This is a genomic window from Deinococcus aerolatus, assembly GCF_014647055.1.
In the GTDB taxonomy this organism is placed as follows: domain Bacteria; phylum Deinococcota; class Deinococci; order Deinococcales; family Deinococcaceae; genus Deinococcus; species Deinococcus aerolatus.
This window is the reverse complement of sequence record NZ_BMOL01000008.1, coordinates 61217-76549: the sequence shown is the minus strand read 5'-3', so window position 1 is coordinate 76549 and position 15333 is coordinate 61217. Positions and strand designations below refer to the sequence as shown.

At 70.4% G+C, this 15333-nt stretch carries 17 protein-coding genes; 6 read left to right on the top strand and 11 right to left on the bottom strand.

Annotated elements, in window-relative coordinates:
• The first annotated feature begins 16 nt into the window (after positions 1–16).
• A complete protein-coding gene (locus IEY31_RS09995; protein WP_229723472.1) occupies positions 17–2452 on the top strand; it encodes a PAS domain-containing sensor histidine kinase in 2436 nt (811 codons plus the stop codon).
• Positions 2445–2906 carry a response regulator gene (locus IEY31_RS09990; RefSeq protein ID WP_188971492.1) on the top strand — a complete coding sequence of 154 codons (462 nt, stop codon included), beginning with the start codon at positions 2445–2447 and terminating at the stop codon, positions 2904–2906. Before IEY31_RS09995 ends, IEY31_RS09990 begins: the two co-directional genes overlap by 8 nt.
• A gap of 61 nt (positions 2907–2967) precedes the next feature.
• Here the strand turns inward: IEY31_RS09990 and IEY31_RS09985 are convergent, their stop codons facing one another.
• The 4 genes from IEY31_RS09985 to IEY31_RS09970 form a co-directional block, all read right to left on the bottom strand.
• Positions 2968–3522: an HD domain-containing protein gene (locus IEY31_RS09985; RefSeq protein WP_188971490.1), complete on the bottom strand. Its 555-nt coding sequence runs from the start codon at positions 3520–3522 to the stop codon at positions 2968–2970.
• A 103-nt stretch (positions 3523–3625) separates the two neighbouring features.
• Complete coding sequence (locus IEY31_RS09980) at positions 3626–4216, bottom strand: HNH endonuclease (protein WP_188971488.1); 591 nt, start codon at positions 4214–4216, stop codon at positions 3626–3628.
• A 112-nt stretch (positions 4217–4328) separates the two neighbouring features.
• Positions 4329–4982, bottom strand: a complete 654-nt coding sequence (locus IEY31_RS09975; RefSeq protein WP_188971486.1) for a MarC family protein — start codon at positions 4980–4982, stop codon at positions 4329–4331.
• Positions 4983–5088: 106 nt separating this feature from the next.
• On the bottom strand, positions 5089–5772 hold the full coding sequence (locus IEY31_RS09970) for a hypothetical protein (RefSeq protein WP_229723471.1): 684 nt from the start codon (positions 5770–5772) through the stop codon (positions 5089–5091).
• An 87-nt stretch (positions 5773–5859) separates the two neighbouring features.
• Here IEY31_RS09970 and IEY31_RS09965 point away from each other — a divergent pair, with 87 nt between their 5' ends.
• Both IEY31_RS09965 and IEY31_RS09960 read left to right on the top strand, forming a co-directional pair.
• On the top strand, positions 5860–6567 hold the full coding sequence (locus tag IEY31_RS09965) for an RNA polymerase sigma factor (protein WP_188971484.1): 708 nt from the start codon (positions 5860–5862) through the stop codon (positions 6565–6567).
• Positions 6555–7856, top strand: a complete 1302-nt coding sequence (locus tag IEY31_RS09960) for a hypothetical protein (RefSeq protein ID WP_188971482.1) — start codon at positions 6555–6557, stop codon at positions 7854–7856. The genes IEY31_RS09965 and IEY31_RS09960 overlap by 13 nt, the downstream gene beginning before the upstream one ends.
• A gap of 43 nt (positions 7857–7899) precedes the next feature.
• Here the strand turns inward: IEY31_RS09960 and IEY31_RS09955 are convergent, their stop codons facing one another.
• Together IEY31_RS09955 and IEY31_RS09950 are read right to left on the bottom strand one after the other, a co-directional pair.
• Entirely contained in the window at positions 7900–8472 is a 573-nt protein-coding gene (locus tag IEY31_RS09955) for a class I SAM-dependent methyltransferase (protein ID WP_229723470.1), read from the bottom strand.
• A complete protein-coding gene (locus IEY31_RS09950; protein ID WP_188971480.1) occupies positions 8469–8978 on the bottom strand; it encodes a DinB family protein in 510 nt (169 codons plus the stop codon). Before IEY31_RS09950 ends, IEY31_RS09955 begins: the two co-directional genes overlap by 4 nt.
• Positions 8979–9197: 219 nt before the next feature.
• On the opposite strand from IEY31_RS09950, the gene IEY31_RS09945 reads away from it, so the two are divergent.
• Together IEY31_RS09945 and IEY31_RS09940 are read left to right on the top strand one after the other, a co-directional pair.
• Positions 9198–10172, top strand: a complete 975-nt coding sequence (locus tag IEY31_RS09945; RefSeq protein WP_188971478.1) for a hypothetical protein — start codon at positions 9198–9200, stop codon at positions 10170–10172.
• Positions 10173–10355: 183 nt separating this feature from the next.
• Complete coding sequence (locus IEY31_RS09940) at positions 10356–11192, top strand: DMT family transporter (protein WP_229723469.1); 837 nt, start codon at positions 10356–10358, stop codon at positions 11190–11192.
• Here the strand turns inward: IEY31_RS09940 and IEY31_RS09935 are convergent.
• The 5 genes from IEY31_RS09935 to IEY31_RS09915 form a co-directional block, all read right to left on the bottom strand.
• Positions 11189–11473 (bottom strand): hypothetical protein, encoded by a 285-nt coding sequence (locus IEY31_RS09935; protein WP_229723468.1) that lies wholly within the window; start codon positions 11471–11473, stop codon positions 11189–11191. The two genes, IEY31_RS09940 and IEY31_RS09935, sit on opposite strands and share 4 nt — an antisense overlap.
• A gap of 51 nt (positions 11474–11524) precedes the next feature.
• Positions 11525–12532, bottom strand: coding sequence for a malate dehydrogenase (locus IEY31_RS09930; RefSeq protein WP_188971476.1), 1008 nt, complete (start codon positions 12530–12532; stop codon positions 11525–11527).
• Positions 12533–12653: 121 nt separating this feature from the next.
• The gene (locus tag IEY31_RS09925) at positions 12654–13490 is read right to left on the bottom strand and encodes an enoyl-CoA hydratase/isomerase family protein (protein WP_188971474.1); all 837 of its coding nucleotides are present in this window, start codon (positions 13488–13490) and stop codon (positions 12654–12656) included.
• 14 nt (positions 13491–13504) lie between these two features.
• Positions 13505–14674, bottom strand: coding sequence for an MFS transporter (locus tag IEY31_RS09920; RefSeq protein ID WP_188971472.1), 1170 nt, complete (start codon positions 14672–14674; stop codon positions 13505–13507).
• A 29-nt stretch (positions 14675–14703) separates the two neighbouring features.
• Positions 14704–15291, bottom strand: a complete 588-nt coding sequence (locus IEY31_RS09915; RefSeq protein ID WP_188971470.1) for a hypothetical protein — start codon at positions 15289–15291, stop codon at positions 14704–14706.
• Between the last annotated feature and the right edge of the window lie 42 nt (positions 15292–15333).

Genomic DNA, 15333 nt, shown 5'->3' with positions numbered 1-15333 from the left:
GACCAGAGCTTCCGATGTGACCGACGTGACCCACCAGCCTGCCGCCGACGTCTCCGCTGCGGCCGCCCCCTTTGCCGGAGCGGAGGCCGCCGCGCTGCTGTCGGCCCTGCCCGATCCGACGGTGTGGGTGAGCGCGGGTGGCCAGGTTCAGCTGAACGCCGCAGCGCGCGAGCGTCTGGGAGGGCTGGAAGGCTTGCAGGGCGCGGAGGCCGCCGACAGCTGGGCCACCCTGTTTCGGCCGGACGCGGCCCAGGCCCTGCGAAACGCCACGGCCCAGGCCCTGCGGGGCGAGGGGTCCCGGCTGACGGTCACCATGCCCGGCGCGGTGGCCCCGGCGCTGGCGACCATCAGCCCGGCCGGGCCGGGGGCAGCGCTGCTGCATTTCCGCGAGTCGCATGACCCGCTGGAAGTGGCCCTGGACATCATGGACCGCATGGGCCTGGGCATGACCGTGCAGGGAGCCGACACCCGGATTCTGCATGCCAACGCCTCGGCCTCGGCCATTCTGGGCCTGAGCCCGGATCAGCTGACCGGGCGCGATTCACTTGACCCGCACTGGCAGGCCATTCATCCGGACGGCTCGGCCTTGCCGGGCGAGACCCATCCGTCGATTCAGGCGCTGCAGACCGGGCAGGCCCTGCTGGAAGTGCCGATGGGCGTGTTTCATCCGCGAACCGGGGAATGGCGCTGGCTGGAGGTCACGGCCATTCCGCGCCGCGCGCCGGGCACGGACCGCCCCGAACAGGTCACCACGGTGTTCTCCGACGTGACCGAGCGTCGGCTGACCCGCGAGAAACTGCGCCGCAGCGAGCAGCGTTTCCGCTCCCTGGTGGAAACCACCTCGAAGATCGTGTTCTCCACCGACGCGCAGGGCAACTTCCACCACCCGCAGCCCGACTGGGAAGCCTTTACCGGGCAACCGGCCGGACAGTACCTGGACCCCGCCACCGCCATCGGGGCCATTCACCCGGATGACCGCGAGCACACCACCCAGGCCTGGGCCGAGGCCATGGCGCTGGCGCAGAATTACAGCATCGAACACCGCCTGCGCCGCGCCGACGGCGTGTACGTGCCCATGCAGGTCCGGGCCGTACCGGTGGTTGGCGACGACGGCAGCGTGCGCGAGTGGATCGGGGCCTACACCGACATCAGCGCCGTGCAGGAGGCCGAGGCCGCGCTCAAAGCCCTGAACGCCGAACTGGAGGGCCGCGTCGAGGTCCGGACCCGCGAACTGGCCGAGGTCACGCGCTTTTCCACGCTGCTGCTCACTGCTGCGGGCGAGGGCGTGTTCGGCCTGGACGCTTCGGGGCGCACCACCTTTGCCAATCCGGCGGCGGCGCGGCTGCTGGGCTACAGCATCGAGCGGCTGATCAGCAGCAAGCAGCACGAGCTGATTCACCACAGCCGCCCCGACGGCACGCCGTTTCCGTTGGAGGACTGCCCGGTTCACCAGACCCTGCGCGACGGCCAGACGCGCCGCGTGGCCCACGACGTGCTGTGGCACGCCCAGGGCCACGCGGTTCCGGTGTCCAGCGTGGTCACGCCGATGCTGTCGGACACGGGCGTGGTCACCGGCGCGGTGCTGATGGTCCAGGACATCACCGAGCGCCTGCGTGCCCAGCAGCTGTTGCAGGAGGCCATCGAGGATCTGGAGCGCAGCAACGCCGATCTGGAGCAGTTCGCCTACGTCGCCAGCCATGACCTGCAGGAGCCGCTGCGGACGCTGGGCAGCTACGCCGAGCTGCTGACACGCCGGTACTCGGGGCAGCTGGACGAGCGCGCCGAGACCTACATCGGCTTCATGCAGGACGCCGTGACCCGCATGCGCAGCCTGATTCAGGACCTGCTGGAGTTCTCGCGGGTAGGCCGCGACGAGGTCCGGATGCAGCCGCTGGCCCTGGACGACGCCCTGCACGCCGTCACCCGGAGCATGGAGGCGGTGCTGGAGGCCGGCGGCGGCCGCCTGGACTGGCAGACCCCCCACCGGGTGCTGGCCCACGCCCCGCTGCTCACGCGCCTGCTGGTCAATCTGATCGGCAACGGCCTGAAGTTCACTGTGCCGGGAGCGCCCGCCCGCATTCGGGTACAGTCCTGTCAGGAGGGCGAGATGATCCACGTGACGGTGCAGGACAGCGGTATTGGCATTGCGCCCGAGTACCGTGAGCGGGTCTTTGATATCTTTCAGCGCCTGAACCGACGCGAGGATTACGCCGGGAACGGAATGGGACTGGCCATCTGCCGTAAGATTGTCGAATACCACGGTGGAACGCTGTGGCTGGACTCCACGCCGCTGCCCGCCCCGGACCACGGCAGCACCTTTCACTTCACGCTGCCTGCCGCCCCTTCGCCAGATTCCCAAACCCCGGATGCTCTGACTTCAGCTTTACAGCCGCCAGATTCGCCGCCTCCCGACGCCCCGCCCCCAGAGATCACGGACCCCCACCATGCCTGAAACCGCACAGTCGCCTGCCCCCGCCCGTCAGATCGAGATTCTTCTCGTCGAGGACAGCGAACCCGATATCCTGCTGACGCTGGAAGCCTTTGAGGAAGCCCGCGTGCCCAACCGGCTGCACGTGGCCCGCGACGGCGTGGAGGCCCTGCGCTTTCTGCGCGGCGAGGGCGAGTACGCCGGGGCCCCGCGCCCGGACCTGATCCTGCTCGACATCAACATGCCGCGCAAGAACGGCCTGGAAGTGCTGCGTGAGATCAAGGCCGACACCCGGCTGGTCAGCATTCCGGTTCTGATGCTCACCACCAGCCAGGCCGACGATGACGTGCGCAGTTCCTACGAGTTTCACGCCAGCGGCTACATGGTTAAGCCGGTGGGCTTCGAGAACTTCCTGCACGCCATCCGCGCTTTCGAGGACTTCTGGCTGACCTTCGTGCGCTTTCCACCCCGCGCGTAGGGCGCCGCCACCCCAGGCCCTCTTCCCAGCGGAGAGGGCTTTATTTATGCCTGCTGCAACTTTATGCCTGCTGTAACGGAGTGGCGGCCATCTCGCGCATTGCCGCCAGCACGTTGGCCATGTGCTCGTCGAGTTCCACGCCCAGTTCCCGCGCGCCCTGCTCGACCTCCTCGCGGTTGACGCCCGCCGCAAAGGCACGGTTCTTGAAGCGCTTTTTCAGGCTCTTTAACTCCACCTGCCCCACGTCGCCGTCGGGACGGACCAGCGCCGCCGCCTGCACCAGTCCGGTCAGCTCGTCCACCGCGAACAGCGTCCGTGCCAGCCGGGAGGTGCGCGGCGTGCCGGTGTAGGCCGCGTGGCCCATGATCGCGTCCAGCACCTCCGGGGGCGTATCGGTGTGCTGTTGCAGATACGCCACACCCCAGGTCGGATGCTCGCCGGGGTGCAGCTCGTAGTCGAAGTCGTGCAGCAGGCCGGTCACGGCGTAGGTTTCCTCATCCTCCTGCCAGTGGCGGGCGTACCAGCGCATCGCGGCCTCGACATTCAGCATGTGCCGCTGCAGCGACGGGGACGGAGTGTGTTCCAGCATCAGCGCATGGGCCTGGGTGCGGTTCATGGGCCGCAGTCTAGTCAATGAGAGGCCATCCCGCGTCTGCAGCTGGCCCCCTTATTTATTTGTATTTGTGTGCGGAGGGCAGCCCGCTCCGTCCAGCCCCGCCTCAGCGGATGTAGTTGGCCCACTCCGGCTGCCAGTGGGCAAACTGGCCGTGCGCGTAGACGCCAAAGGTGGGGGCGTGCGGGTGCGTGCGCAGCGGCATGGCGGCCTCGTCGGGGGTACGGTCCCCCTTGCGCTGGTTGCAGGCGCGGCAGGCGGTGACCACGTTGTCCCAGTTGTGCCGCCCGCCGCGTGACCGGGGCAACACGTGGTCCAGCGTCAGTTCCTCGGACGCGCCGCAGTACTGGCAGGCAAAGGTGTCGCGGCGCAGGACGTTGCGGCGGTTGAAGGGCACCGGGTGAACGCGCGGGCGGCGCACGTACCGGCGCAGCCGGATCACGCTGGGCACGTTCAGGACCGTGCTGGGCGAGCGGATCACGTCGCCGCTGTCTTCCAGCACCTCGGCCACGCCGTACTGCAGCAGCGTGATGGCCCGCTTGGTGCTGGTGACATGCAGCGGCTCGTAGGAGGCATTCAGCACCAGCACGCGCGGCGCGTTCAGATCCGGCACCACCCGCGCCCCGGCCGTGACGTCCGGAACGGCGGCGCCGTGAGATGGTCGTCCGAGTTCTTCCACCCTGCCCTTGACTGTCATGCCCCGCATTCTATGGCCTAGAAATCCTGAGAATGTTGGCCGGGGCGCGTAGTGTGGAGGCTGTGGACGTAAGCGAAATGGCCCAGCCGCCCCCACCGTGGCCGCCCCCGGCTCAGCCGGTGCGCAGGCCGCCGCGCACCAGTTCCAGCACGCCGTCGGCGACGTACTGCACGGCCAGTGCGCCCAGCAGCACGCCCAGCACCCGCGTGACCACATGCACGCCGGTCACGCCGATCACGCGGGCGATCTGGCCGCTCAGGCGCAGGGCCAGGTAGCACAGCAGCAGCACGGCGGCCGTGACCAGAAACACCACCGTCAGCAGCAGCGGGTTGCCGTGGGCGGTGTTGGCCTGAATCATGATCGAGGCCAGCGTGCCGGGACCGGCAATCAGCGGAATCGCCAGCGGAAACACGCTGATGTCCTGCCGTTCCTGGGCCTCCTGCTCCTCCTCGGCGGTTTCCTTGCTGCCGCTGGGCCGGGCAAACACCATGTCCAGCGCGATCAGGAACAGCAGGACCCCGCCGGCCACCCGGAAGGCGCTGAGGCTGATGCCCAGGTGTTCCAGCAGCCCGCGCCCCACCAGTCCGAACACCAGGATGATGCCCCCGGCCACCAGCGCGGCCTTCAGGGCCACCTTGCGCCGCTCGAAACTGGGCCGGTTGCCTGCCAGCCCGATAAAGATGGGGGCAAGGCCAATCGGGTCCATGACCACCAGCATGGTTAAAAAGGTCTGAAGCGCAATGCTGGAAACTTCGGTCACGTTCACGGGAAGTAACGTAACACCTGCCGGACCGGGGAACCGTGGCAGGCGGGCCTCTGCTGCTGGCAGGGGCGCGGGCGCAGCGCCCCAACAAGCCCGTGGCGATTTCTGCCTATTTCACCTCGGCGGGGCGCACGTTGATTTCCAGGGTGCCATCGGCGCTGACCGTCCGGCCATCCTTCAGGATGGTGGCCTGAATGCCCGCCGTGTAGGTGTTGACCCCGGCCCCCGGCTGAACCGTGACCGTCAGTGGAAAGACCTCGCCGGCGCGAACGGCGGTTCTGGGCAGCGTGACCACGATGTCGGCGGCGCTGCCCTGGCCGTTGAGCCTGAATTCGCCGGGGTACTCCTGCGGGGTAAAACCGCCGACGCGCCCGGTCAGCTCGCGCGATTCGCCCACCCGCAGCGTGATGCTGGAAACGGAGTCCCCACCTGCCGGCGCCAGCACGACGTAGCCGCCGGCGCAGCCGCTGCCGCGCAGCCCGGCAATGTCACGCGCTCCCACGAACAGGGCGGGCATCAGCGAGGCCATGACCAGACCCAGCCCCAGCGCCGCCCGCGACGCCCGCCGCCAGTTCAGGGCCGTGAAGCCCAGGCCGCCCGGCCCCAGCAGCAGCGGCACGATCAGCGCCAGCAGCGTGCGGCCCTCGCAGGGGGTGGTGAGCAGCGCGTCGGCCAGGGCGCGCACGCCAAAGGTGAGCAGCGCGCCAAGCCCCCAGCCCAGCAGGAACGACGGCAGGAATTCCTGAACGCGGTAGGTCGGGAATTCCTGCGGGGTGGGGGGCAACTGTGTCATGGCGGGGCCAGCGTAGCGCGGGGAGGGGGGGACGGATGCCGCCGCCCGGGATCGAACCTCTGGCCCCCCGCGCCCCGTATGCTGGGTATGACGTGGCTGGCCGTGCCTGATTTCCGCTCTTCCCTGCGCCCCCGGCCCCCCGCCGCTGCGGCGGGGAACGACAGGCATGGCGCGGCGCAGGCCGGTCCAGAGGAGGCCTCTGCAACACACGGCACGGCGCTGGAGAGAGATACGGCGCTGGCCTGGCGCCTGCACCAGCGCGACGAGGCGGCGCTCTCGGAGGTGTATGACCAGCACGCGGGGGCGGTGTTGGCCGTCCTGACCCGCCTGCTGGGCGACGCGGCGGCGCAGGAGGTCTTGCAGGACGTGTTCCTGCGGTTGTGGGAACGTCCCGGCACCTATGATCCGGCGCGGGCGGGGCTCAAGACCTTTCTGCTGGTCATGGCGCGTTCGCGGGCGCTGGACCGCCTGCGGGCCACCCGCACCACCCTGCCGCTGTTCACCGACGAGGGCGCAGAACTGCCGCTGCCCGACACGGGCCAGGGTCCGGTGGGCCGCAGCGAGGACGCCCAGCGCCGCGAGCAGATCCGGGCCGCGCTGGCACAGCTGTCGGCGGCGCACCGCGAGACGGTGGAACGCGCCTTTCTGGCGGGCGAGTCCCGCGAGGAGATCTCGGGCGCGATGAACGTGCCGGTGGGCACGGTCAAGAGCCGGCTGAGTTACGCCCTGAAACATCTGCGGGCGGTGCTGGAAGGCGCGGGCCTGGGCAAGGAGGCGGCGTCATGGCTGGAATGAACGACAACACCCTGCTCCTTGAAACCCGGCACTGCGACACGGTGGGGCAGCAACTGGAAGAACGCATCGGCCTGGGCCAGGCCCTGACGCCCGAACTGCGCGCCCATCTCGCGGCCTGCCCCGGCTGCCGCGCCCACCTTGACCTGCTGCGTGCACTGGAGGCAGCGCTGCTGGAGGATGTGCCGCCGCTGCCACCGCCCGCCCACCTGAGGGCGGGGGTCATGGACGCGGCGCGGCAGGCCGGGACGGGGCCTCCCGCCGCCCACGCTCTCCCCGGTCGACAGCGCCACCCCAGCCACCGCCATCCGTCACGCCGGTTCTGGCCGCTGCTGATGGGCGCGGCGGCGGTGTCGGGCGTGCTGGCCCTCGGGGCGCTGCTGGCCCCCTCGCGCGGCGCGGCGGCGACACTGCCCGATCCGGCGGTGGTGGTGGCGGCGGCGGGCGGCCTGCTGGTGGCCAGCAACGGCCAGGGCGGCACCCTGAACCTGCTGCGCGGCGATCAGGTCACCGCCAGCCTGCGCTCGGACGGGGCGCAGCCATCGTGGTTCACGCAGGGCGTGCGGCTGGGCGACCGGGTCTACCTGGCCGACGCCGCCAACAACCGCGTGCTGGAGGTGCTGACCAACCCACTGAAGGTGGTCCGCAGCCACCCGGTGCCTGGCGGCGTGGCGGGCCTGACGGCCTCCAGCGGCCCGGGCGGCGGACGGGTGTACTTCAAGACCGTGCTCGGCGCGGTGGGGTGGCTGGGCGGGGCGGACCAGCAGATCACGGTGGCCCGCGAGGACGGCCTGCCGCTGGCCGACGTGATGGACGGCGTGCTGCTCTCGGGCGGCGGGCTGTTCGTGACCCACCACCTGAGCGGCGAGATCTGCCTGCTGGACCCCAACACCCTGAATGTCGTCAGGCGGGTGAAGGTGGGCGGTTCTCCGGTGGACCTGGCCCCGGAGGCGGGCGGCACCGTGCTGGCGCTGGACGCCGGGGGCCGGTTGCTGCGGCTGGGTCCGGACGGCGAGGTTGTAAGGAGCTGGCCCCTCCCCGGCCACCCCGACAAGCTGGGCGTCAACGGCGGCGTGGCCCTGGTCACGGACCGCGCCGGGTCACTGACACGCATCGATCTGGCCAGCGGCGAGGTCAATCCCATGTCGCTGGCACATCCGATGGACGTGGTGGCCCTGTCCGACGGCACCTTCGCAGTGGCCGAGGGCCGCGTCAACGGGCGGGGCCGCGTGCGCGTGCTGGACGGGGCACTCAGGACAAGCTGGCAGCTGGAGGGCGAGGCCAGCAAGTAGGGCAGGCGCAGCGGCCTGAGAAGGGCGCACCGGCAGCCGGACGTTAGCTCTGCTCTCCGGAAGGCCTGGTGGCATCCAGAATGATGGAAACGCAGCCCAGTTTTCCGCCCGCGTTGCGGTGGTCCAGCCGCAGCGAGCGGTACACCGGCCCGGTGCCCAGGTCCCAGTCCGTGGCGTGAAAGTGGCCCAGCGCGTCGCAGTACTCCAGCAGTTCCACCGTGAATCCGGCCCCCCTGAATACGTCGGCCAGCAGCGGCGCGTCGTACACGATCTGGTGATCGGCGGCGGGGTGATCGGCCGGCCCCGGCCCCCCCACCTGCACCGTGCGCTGGTACCCGGCGTCCGGAAAATTGGCGTCCGGCACCGCCACCCGCAGCACGCCGCCCGGCTTCAGGAACTCGAAACACACCCGGGCGGCGGCGCGGCCCTGGGCCTCGCTCAGGTGTTCCCAGACGTGCTCGCACAGCAGGGCGTCGGCCCGTCGGTTCCCGAACCACGCGGCCCAGCTGTCCGGGTCCAGCAGATCCAGGTCTTCCCGCTGCGTGGCGATCCAGCCGTCCCAGCGCTGCTCGCCCGCGCCAATCATGACCCGCAGCGGCCCCGTGTCCGGCCTCAAGCCAGCGCCTTGGACATCTGCCGGATCGCCCCCAGGTGGTAGGCAACGTGGGCCACCGCGCCGGTCAGGCTGCCAGTGGCCTCCCCCGTCGCCTCCCCCTCCTTCTGGGTCCGGGCAAACGCACATAGGGCGTCGTAGGCCGCGCGCAGGCGCACCCGCAGCTCATCCCACTGTCGGTCGTCCACCTCTGCCGGGAGGAAGCTGCCCTTCCAGTCGAACGGGCCCCGGTCCCCGTCACGTTCCCAGCGCACCACCACCTCCATGTGCAGGGCGCTGTGGCGGGCGTGTCCGGCAATGGAGGTGCCGTGGACCGGCGTGCTGGCCTGCGCCGCGCTGAGGGTGTCGAGCGTGGCCAGCAGGCCGTGGTTGCCGCTGCCGTCCGCCGCCGTGCCGTCCAGAAAGGCGGTGCCCTCGCCGGGCGGGCCGCCTTCCACCGCTTCAGAAAGGATGTCGAGCATGCCTTCGAGCCAGTGCTGGGGGAGGTCATCTTGCACAGGTTGGGTCATGGTTCAGCGTACCCGGAGTGCGGGCCGCTTGCCAGGCATGTGCGGCGGCGGCCCCGGCAGTGATACACTCGGGGGTGCGCCCGCGCCCGGCACACAGAACGTGTGCCACTGGCCGAAAAGACAGGCCGAAAATGTCCGGAATTCGCCGCCAGGGTCGTGAACGACAAGCGGCAGGGAAACAGCGCAGGCACCACCAGCCGCGCCAAAAGGAGAACTACCATGACCGACAACAACGAGCCGCGCCAGGGTCACACCCCAGACGACCAGATGCCCGCCGAAGTGCGCGACATCCTGCCCCAGCTGGAAGGCGAGGCAGACGAGGACCTGGTGCTCGACGCCCAGGAAGCCCAGACCGAGGGCCAGGGCGAGAACGACGACGACGCCATGCAGGCCACGGGTGAGGACGCCGCCGAAGAGAACGAGGACGGCGAGGAAGACGAGTACATCGATGCCGACGACCTGATGGAACTGCTGGGCGAGATGAAGGAAATGCTCGAGGCCCAGGGCAAGGAACTGCGTGGCCTGCGCCGCGAGATCAAGGAAATGCGCGAAGGCCAGGGCCAGGGCGGCTTCAAGAGCGGCGAGCGTCCTGCGGGCGACCGGCCCAGCGGGGATCGTCCCGCTCCCCAGGGTGGCGGCTTCCGTCCCCGCGAGGACCGTGGCGGACAGGGCGGCTACGGCGGCGGCGACCGTCAGGGCGGCGGCTACCGTGGCAACAATGACCGCGGTGGTCAGGGCGGCGGCTATCAGGGCCGTGACGACCGTGGCGGCCAGGGCGGCGGCTTCCGTCCCCGTGACGACCGTGGCGGTCAGGGTGGCGGCGGCTACCGTGGCAACAGCGACCGTGGTGGTCAGGGCGGCGGGTACCAGGGCCGCGATGACCGGGGCGGCCAGGGTGGCGGCGGCTTCCGTCCCCGTGACGACCGTGGCGGTCAGGGTGGCGGCGGCTACCGCGGCAACAGCGACCGTGGTGGTCAGGGCGGCGGCGGCTATCAGGGCCGCGACGACCGTGGCGGCTCTCAGGGTGGCGGCTTCCGTCCCCGTGAAGACCGGCCCGCTTTCCGCCCGCGCGATGACCGTCCCCGTGACGCCGCGCCCGCACCCCGCGAGGGCGGCGAGGGCAACGACGCCGGCTTCCGCCCGCGTGCCCGCGCCGACCGCGGCTGGAGCAACACCCGCAGCGACGACGAGTAACCCCCGGTGTGGGGTGCGGGCGCGGCTCTAGACCTCCGCTCCGCATCTGACCACGCACCCGAGACGAGACTGGGAGACCCTCCCGGTCTCTCTTTTTTGGTTGGTGTTCTGTCCAGGGGACGGGAACCGCATCCTGCCCCATGACATGTGCCCCCTGTACACTTCTGCGGTGAGGCTCCTTTCTTGAATCCGGCCCTGCACGGCCTGCTGTCGGCGCTGACCTACGGCGTCGGCGATTTTCTGGCGGGGCTGGCCAGCCGGCGCGACTCGCCGCTGCGGGTGGTGGCACTGACCCACCCGATCAGCGCGGTGATTATGCTGCTGCTTGCGGTGCTGATGGGCCAGGCCAGGCCGCCGGTGGGCGACCTGCTGTGGGGCGCGTCGGCGGGCGCGGTGGGCCTGTTCGCGGTGCTGGCGTTTTACCGCGCCCTGGCGCTGGGACCGATGGGCGCGGTGTCGGTGGGCGCGGGCGCGCTGTCGGCGCTGGTACCGGTGGTGATCGGCGTGCTGGGCGGCGAGGTGTTGGGCGTGCCGGGCTGGCTGGGGGCGCTGGGCGTGCTGCTGGGCACCGGCCTGCTGAGCTACACGCCGGGAGAGGGCAGCAATGCCGTCAGGTGGCAGGACAACGGGGTGCTGATCGGGCTGGCGGCGGGCCTGGGCTTCGGCTTTTTCTTCGCGATGCTGGGGCAGGCGCAGTCGCCGGGGGTGTTTTGGACCCTGGGGGCGGCCCGCCTGTGCAGCTCGCTGATCGCCCTGGTGCTGGCCGCGCGGCTGGTGGGCCTGCGCCCGAAAAACCCGGCGCTGATCCTGGCCTCCGCGCCGGGCGATACGCTGGGCAACCTGTTCTACCTGCTGGCGGTGCAGGGCGGTGGGCTGGCGGTGGGTTCGCTGCTGTCCAGCCTGTACCCGGCCTTCACCACCCTGCTGGCCGTCACCGTGCTGCGTGAGGGCCTGCGGGCCGCGCAATGGGTGGGCGTGGTGGTGGCGTTGGTGGGCGCGGGGCTGATCGCGGGGCGTTAGGCGTCAGGCAGAGCGGAAGCGGACCGACTCCCCTTCCGGTCGGCCACCACCGCGCACGCCTCGTCTGCAATCTCCTCCCACTCCACCGCCGTCTGACGGCCTGCCCCGAACTCGGCGCCCAGTCGGGCGTGTAGGGCGCGCAGTCCGGCGTCGTCTTTGGACAGCTCCTGGCCGGTGTGCGCCTTGATCAGGAAGATCAATCCAGCCAGGCCGCCGTCCGTCGTCAGGCGCAGTTCCAGCGGGCGGCCCAGCAGGGCAGGCACGTTGAAGGGCGCATACATGGGAAAAAGGGGGCAAGGCCCGCAAGCCTCACCCCCTCGACAGTCGTGGTGTTACTTGACCAGACCCAGCTTACGCACCTCGTCGCGTTCCTCGGTCAGTTCCTGGGCGGTGGCGTCCATCTTGCCCCGGCTGAAGTCGGAGACGTCCAGGCCCTGCACGATCTCGTAGCTGCCGCCGCTGCACTTGACCGGGAAGCCGTAGATCAGGCCTTCGGGAACGCCGTAACTGCCGTCCGAGGGAATGCCCATGCTGACCCACTGGCCCTCGGGGGTGCCCAGCGCCCAGTCGCGCATGTGGTCAATCGCGGCGCTGGCGGCGCTGGCCGCGCTGCTGGCCCCGCGCGCCTCGATGATGGCCGCGCCGCGCTTGGCGACGGTGGGGATGTACTGGCCCTCGTACCACTCGCGGTCCACCAGTTCCAGCGCAGGCCTGCCGCTCACGGTGGCGGCGCTCAGGTCCGGGTACTGGGTGCTGGAGTGGTTGCCCCAGATGGTCAGGTTCTGGATGGCGGTGACGGGCTCGCCGGTCTTCTCGGCCAGCTGCGACACGGCGCGGTTGTGGTCCAGACGAACCATTGCCGTGAACTGGCCGGGGGTCAGGTCGGGGGCGTTCTGCTGGGCGATCAGGGCGTTGGTGTTGGCGGGGTTGCCCACCACCAGCACCTTGACGTCGCGGCTGGCCACCCTATTCAGCGCCTCGCCCTGGGGCTTGAAGATGCCGCCGTTGGCCGACAGCAGGTCGCCGCGCTCCATGCCGGCCTTGCGCGGCATCGCGCCCACCAGCAGGGCGTAGTCGGCGTCCTTGAACGCCACGTTGGGGTCATCGCTGGTCACGATGTCCGCGAGCAGCGGGAAGGCGCAGTCGCGCAGTTCCATCACGACGCCCTGCAGCGCCTTGAGGGCCGGGGTCACTTCCAGCAGTTGCAGGATGACCGGCTGATCCTTGCCCAGCATGTCGCCGGACGCGATGCGGAACAGCAGGCTGTAGCCGATCTGGCCCGCCGCGCCGGTCACGGCCACACGGACGGGGTGTTTGTCGCTCTTGGACTGATTGGTCATGGGACTTCCTCCTGGGTGAATTGATGTTCAGCCCACCATAACGCGGCGGGGGCGGGGGCGGGCCGGGCGTTCCTTTGGGGGGAACAGGGGGAGGTTCACACGGCTGCAGGTCTGAGTGTCTTCAGATCGGCGCGTCCTCCGCGAAGTTCGGCGGCCGCTTCTCGCGCAGGCTGCTCAGGCCCTCCTTCACGTCGGGGCCGGTGAAGCCCAGGAACTCCAGGGCGAGGCTGGCGTCAAACGTCGGTCCCATCGCCCTCAGCCAGTTGTTCAGGGCGTACTTGGTCCAGCGGACCGCCGTGGGGCTGCCTGCCGCCAGGGTGCGGGCCACCTTCCAGGCACGGTCCAGCAGTTCATCGTCCGGCACGCACAGGCTGACCAGCCCGATGCGCTCGGCCTCCTCGCCGGAGACGGGTTCGCCGGTCAGCAGGTGGTACTTGGCCTTGTTCAGCCCGCACAGCAGCGGCCAGATGATTGCGGCGTGGTCCCCGGCGGCCACGCCCAGCCGCACATGCCCGTCCAGAATGCGGGCGGTTTTTGCCGCTACACTCACGTCCGAGAGCAGCGCCACCGCCAGCCCCGCGCCCACGCAGGGGCCGTGGATGGCGCTCACGATGGGCTTGCCGCAGTTCACGACGTTGTACACCAGATCGCGCGCCTCGCGCCACACGCGGGCCAGGGCGGTGAAGTCGCTGCTCATCTCCTCAATCAGCGTGAAGTCCCCGCCCGACGAGAAGCCGCGCCCCTCACCCCGGATCAGGACGCAGCGCACGCCCTCAGCGGCGTCGATGTCGCGCCACACCCCGGTCAGGGCGCGGTGGGCCTCAGCGTTGACGCTGTTCAGCGTCTTCTCGCTGCGGATCACGATCTCCAGGATGCCGCTGCCCCGTTCGGTCAGGTCATGCGCCTCCAGGTGCAGGCCAGGGTACGCGCCGGGAGCGCACAGTTGTTCAAGATTCATGGTGTGAGGCTAGCTCAGACCGCGCCACTTTTCCGCCAGCCCAGCACACCCACCACGCCGGCCAGCGCCATGCTGCCCGTCACCAGCAGCACCACTGTGGGCCAGCCGCCAACCTCGTACGCGTGACCGGCCAGCACGCTGGCGGCGGCAGCCCCGCCGTAGTACGCCGCGTGGTACAGCCCCGACGCCAGGCTGCGCGCCCGCGTGACCTCGCGCTGCACGGCACTCAGGGCGGCGGACTGCGCCAGAAACACGCCGCAGGCCCCCGCTGCCACGCCGACAATGATCACGGGCAGCGGCGCGGCCAGGGTCAGCAGCAGTCCCGCCAGACTGGCCCCCACCGCCGTCAGCAGGGCAATCCGGGGGCCGCGCAACGCCAGCAGCGGCCCGGCCACCGGCGTGATCACCACGCCCAGCAGGTAGACGGCGAAGATCAGGCCCGTCTGGGCGGTGTTCAGCGCGTAGGGGGGGGCGGCCAGCCGCAGCGTCAGCGTGTTGAACAGGCCCACCAGCGTGAACAGAATCAGAAAGCCCACCGCGCAGGTCGCTAGCAGCGCGGGGTTTCTCAGGTGGGCGCCCAGGCCTTCCAGCACCACACGCACGTTCCGCTGGGGCGTGAAGTGCCGTTCGGGGGGCAGTCCGGCGCGGGCCAGAAAGAACCCGGCCAGCGAGGCCAGCGCCAGCAGCCAGAACGCCGCGTGCCAGCCCCAGCGGACCGCCACCAGCCCCGCCAGGAACCGGCCCAGGAACCCGCCCAGCACCGTGCCGGTCACGTACAGCGTCAGGGCGCGGGCGCGCCCGGCCGGCGGCACCTCTTCGGCAATAAAAGCATTGAGGGCCACCATCACGCCCGGAATCAGCAGGCCCTGGGCGAAACGGGCCGCGTTCAGGGTACCCAGCGTGGGCGCAAAGACCGCCAGCACCGCCGGCACGGTCAACAACGCAAAGGCCCAGACCACCACGCCCCGGCGGCCCAGGGCGTCGGCCAGCACGCCCACCAGCGGCGAGGCCAGCGCCATCGCCAGGGTGGTGGCGCCCACCACGAAGCCCACCTGTGCCGCGCCCGCACCGAACTCCTGCGCCAGCACCGGCAGCAGGCTCTGCGGCGCGTAGACGTTCAGAAAGACCAGCGTGCCCAGCGCCGCGAACAGCAGAGGATGGGGAGCGGGGGCCTGCACCGTCATGTCATCTCCCGGCCATCCTGCCCCGGCGCTCAGGGCAGCCCGACAAGGCCGGTCTCGTTGACCCAGGCAGTCTGAACGCCCAGCGCCTCGGCCAGCAGCGGGTCCGGCGTGCCGCTCAGACCGGGCAGGACCAGGGTGGGGCGGGCGTCCAGACCCACGCCGCCGGTCTCGTCCAGCCGGGTCAGCACCGCGCCAAAGGCCCAGTCGCTGGCCCACAGCCGCTTGACCGCCTGCAGGGCCGCCGTGCCGGGGGGCGTGACCCGCGCCTCCTCGTTGGACCGCAGCCCTGGACGGCGCACATGCACCGCGCCGCGGTCCAGGCCAGCGTTGTGCAGCGCCCGGTAGAAGCGCTGCACCGCGTCGTCCATTAAAAAGCTGGTGCGGATCAGCGCCTCGGCCCGCGCGGTCAGGCCCTCCAGCGCGTCCTCGTCAACCCGGGCGGGATTGATGGGCGCGAACAGGCGGCCCAGCTGCTCCGGCAGATTGACGCTCAGGTAAAAGGCTTCCTCGAACTCCGGCAGCAGCACCATGCCGCGCACGCCCTGCGCCGAGAGCCGCAGCACTTCCTCTCCCATTGTGTCCGCGCCGCGCCGCGCGGCTTCCCCAAACGTCAGCATGGAGGCAGCGTAAAGCATGGGGCGCGGCGCGGCCCTTCACGC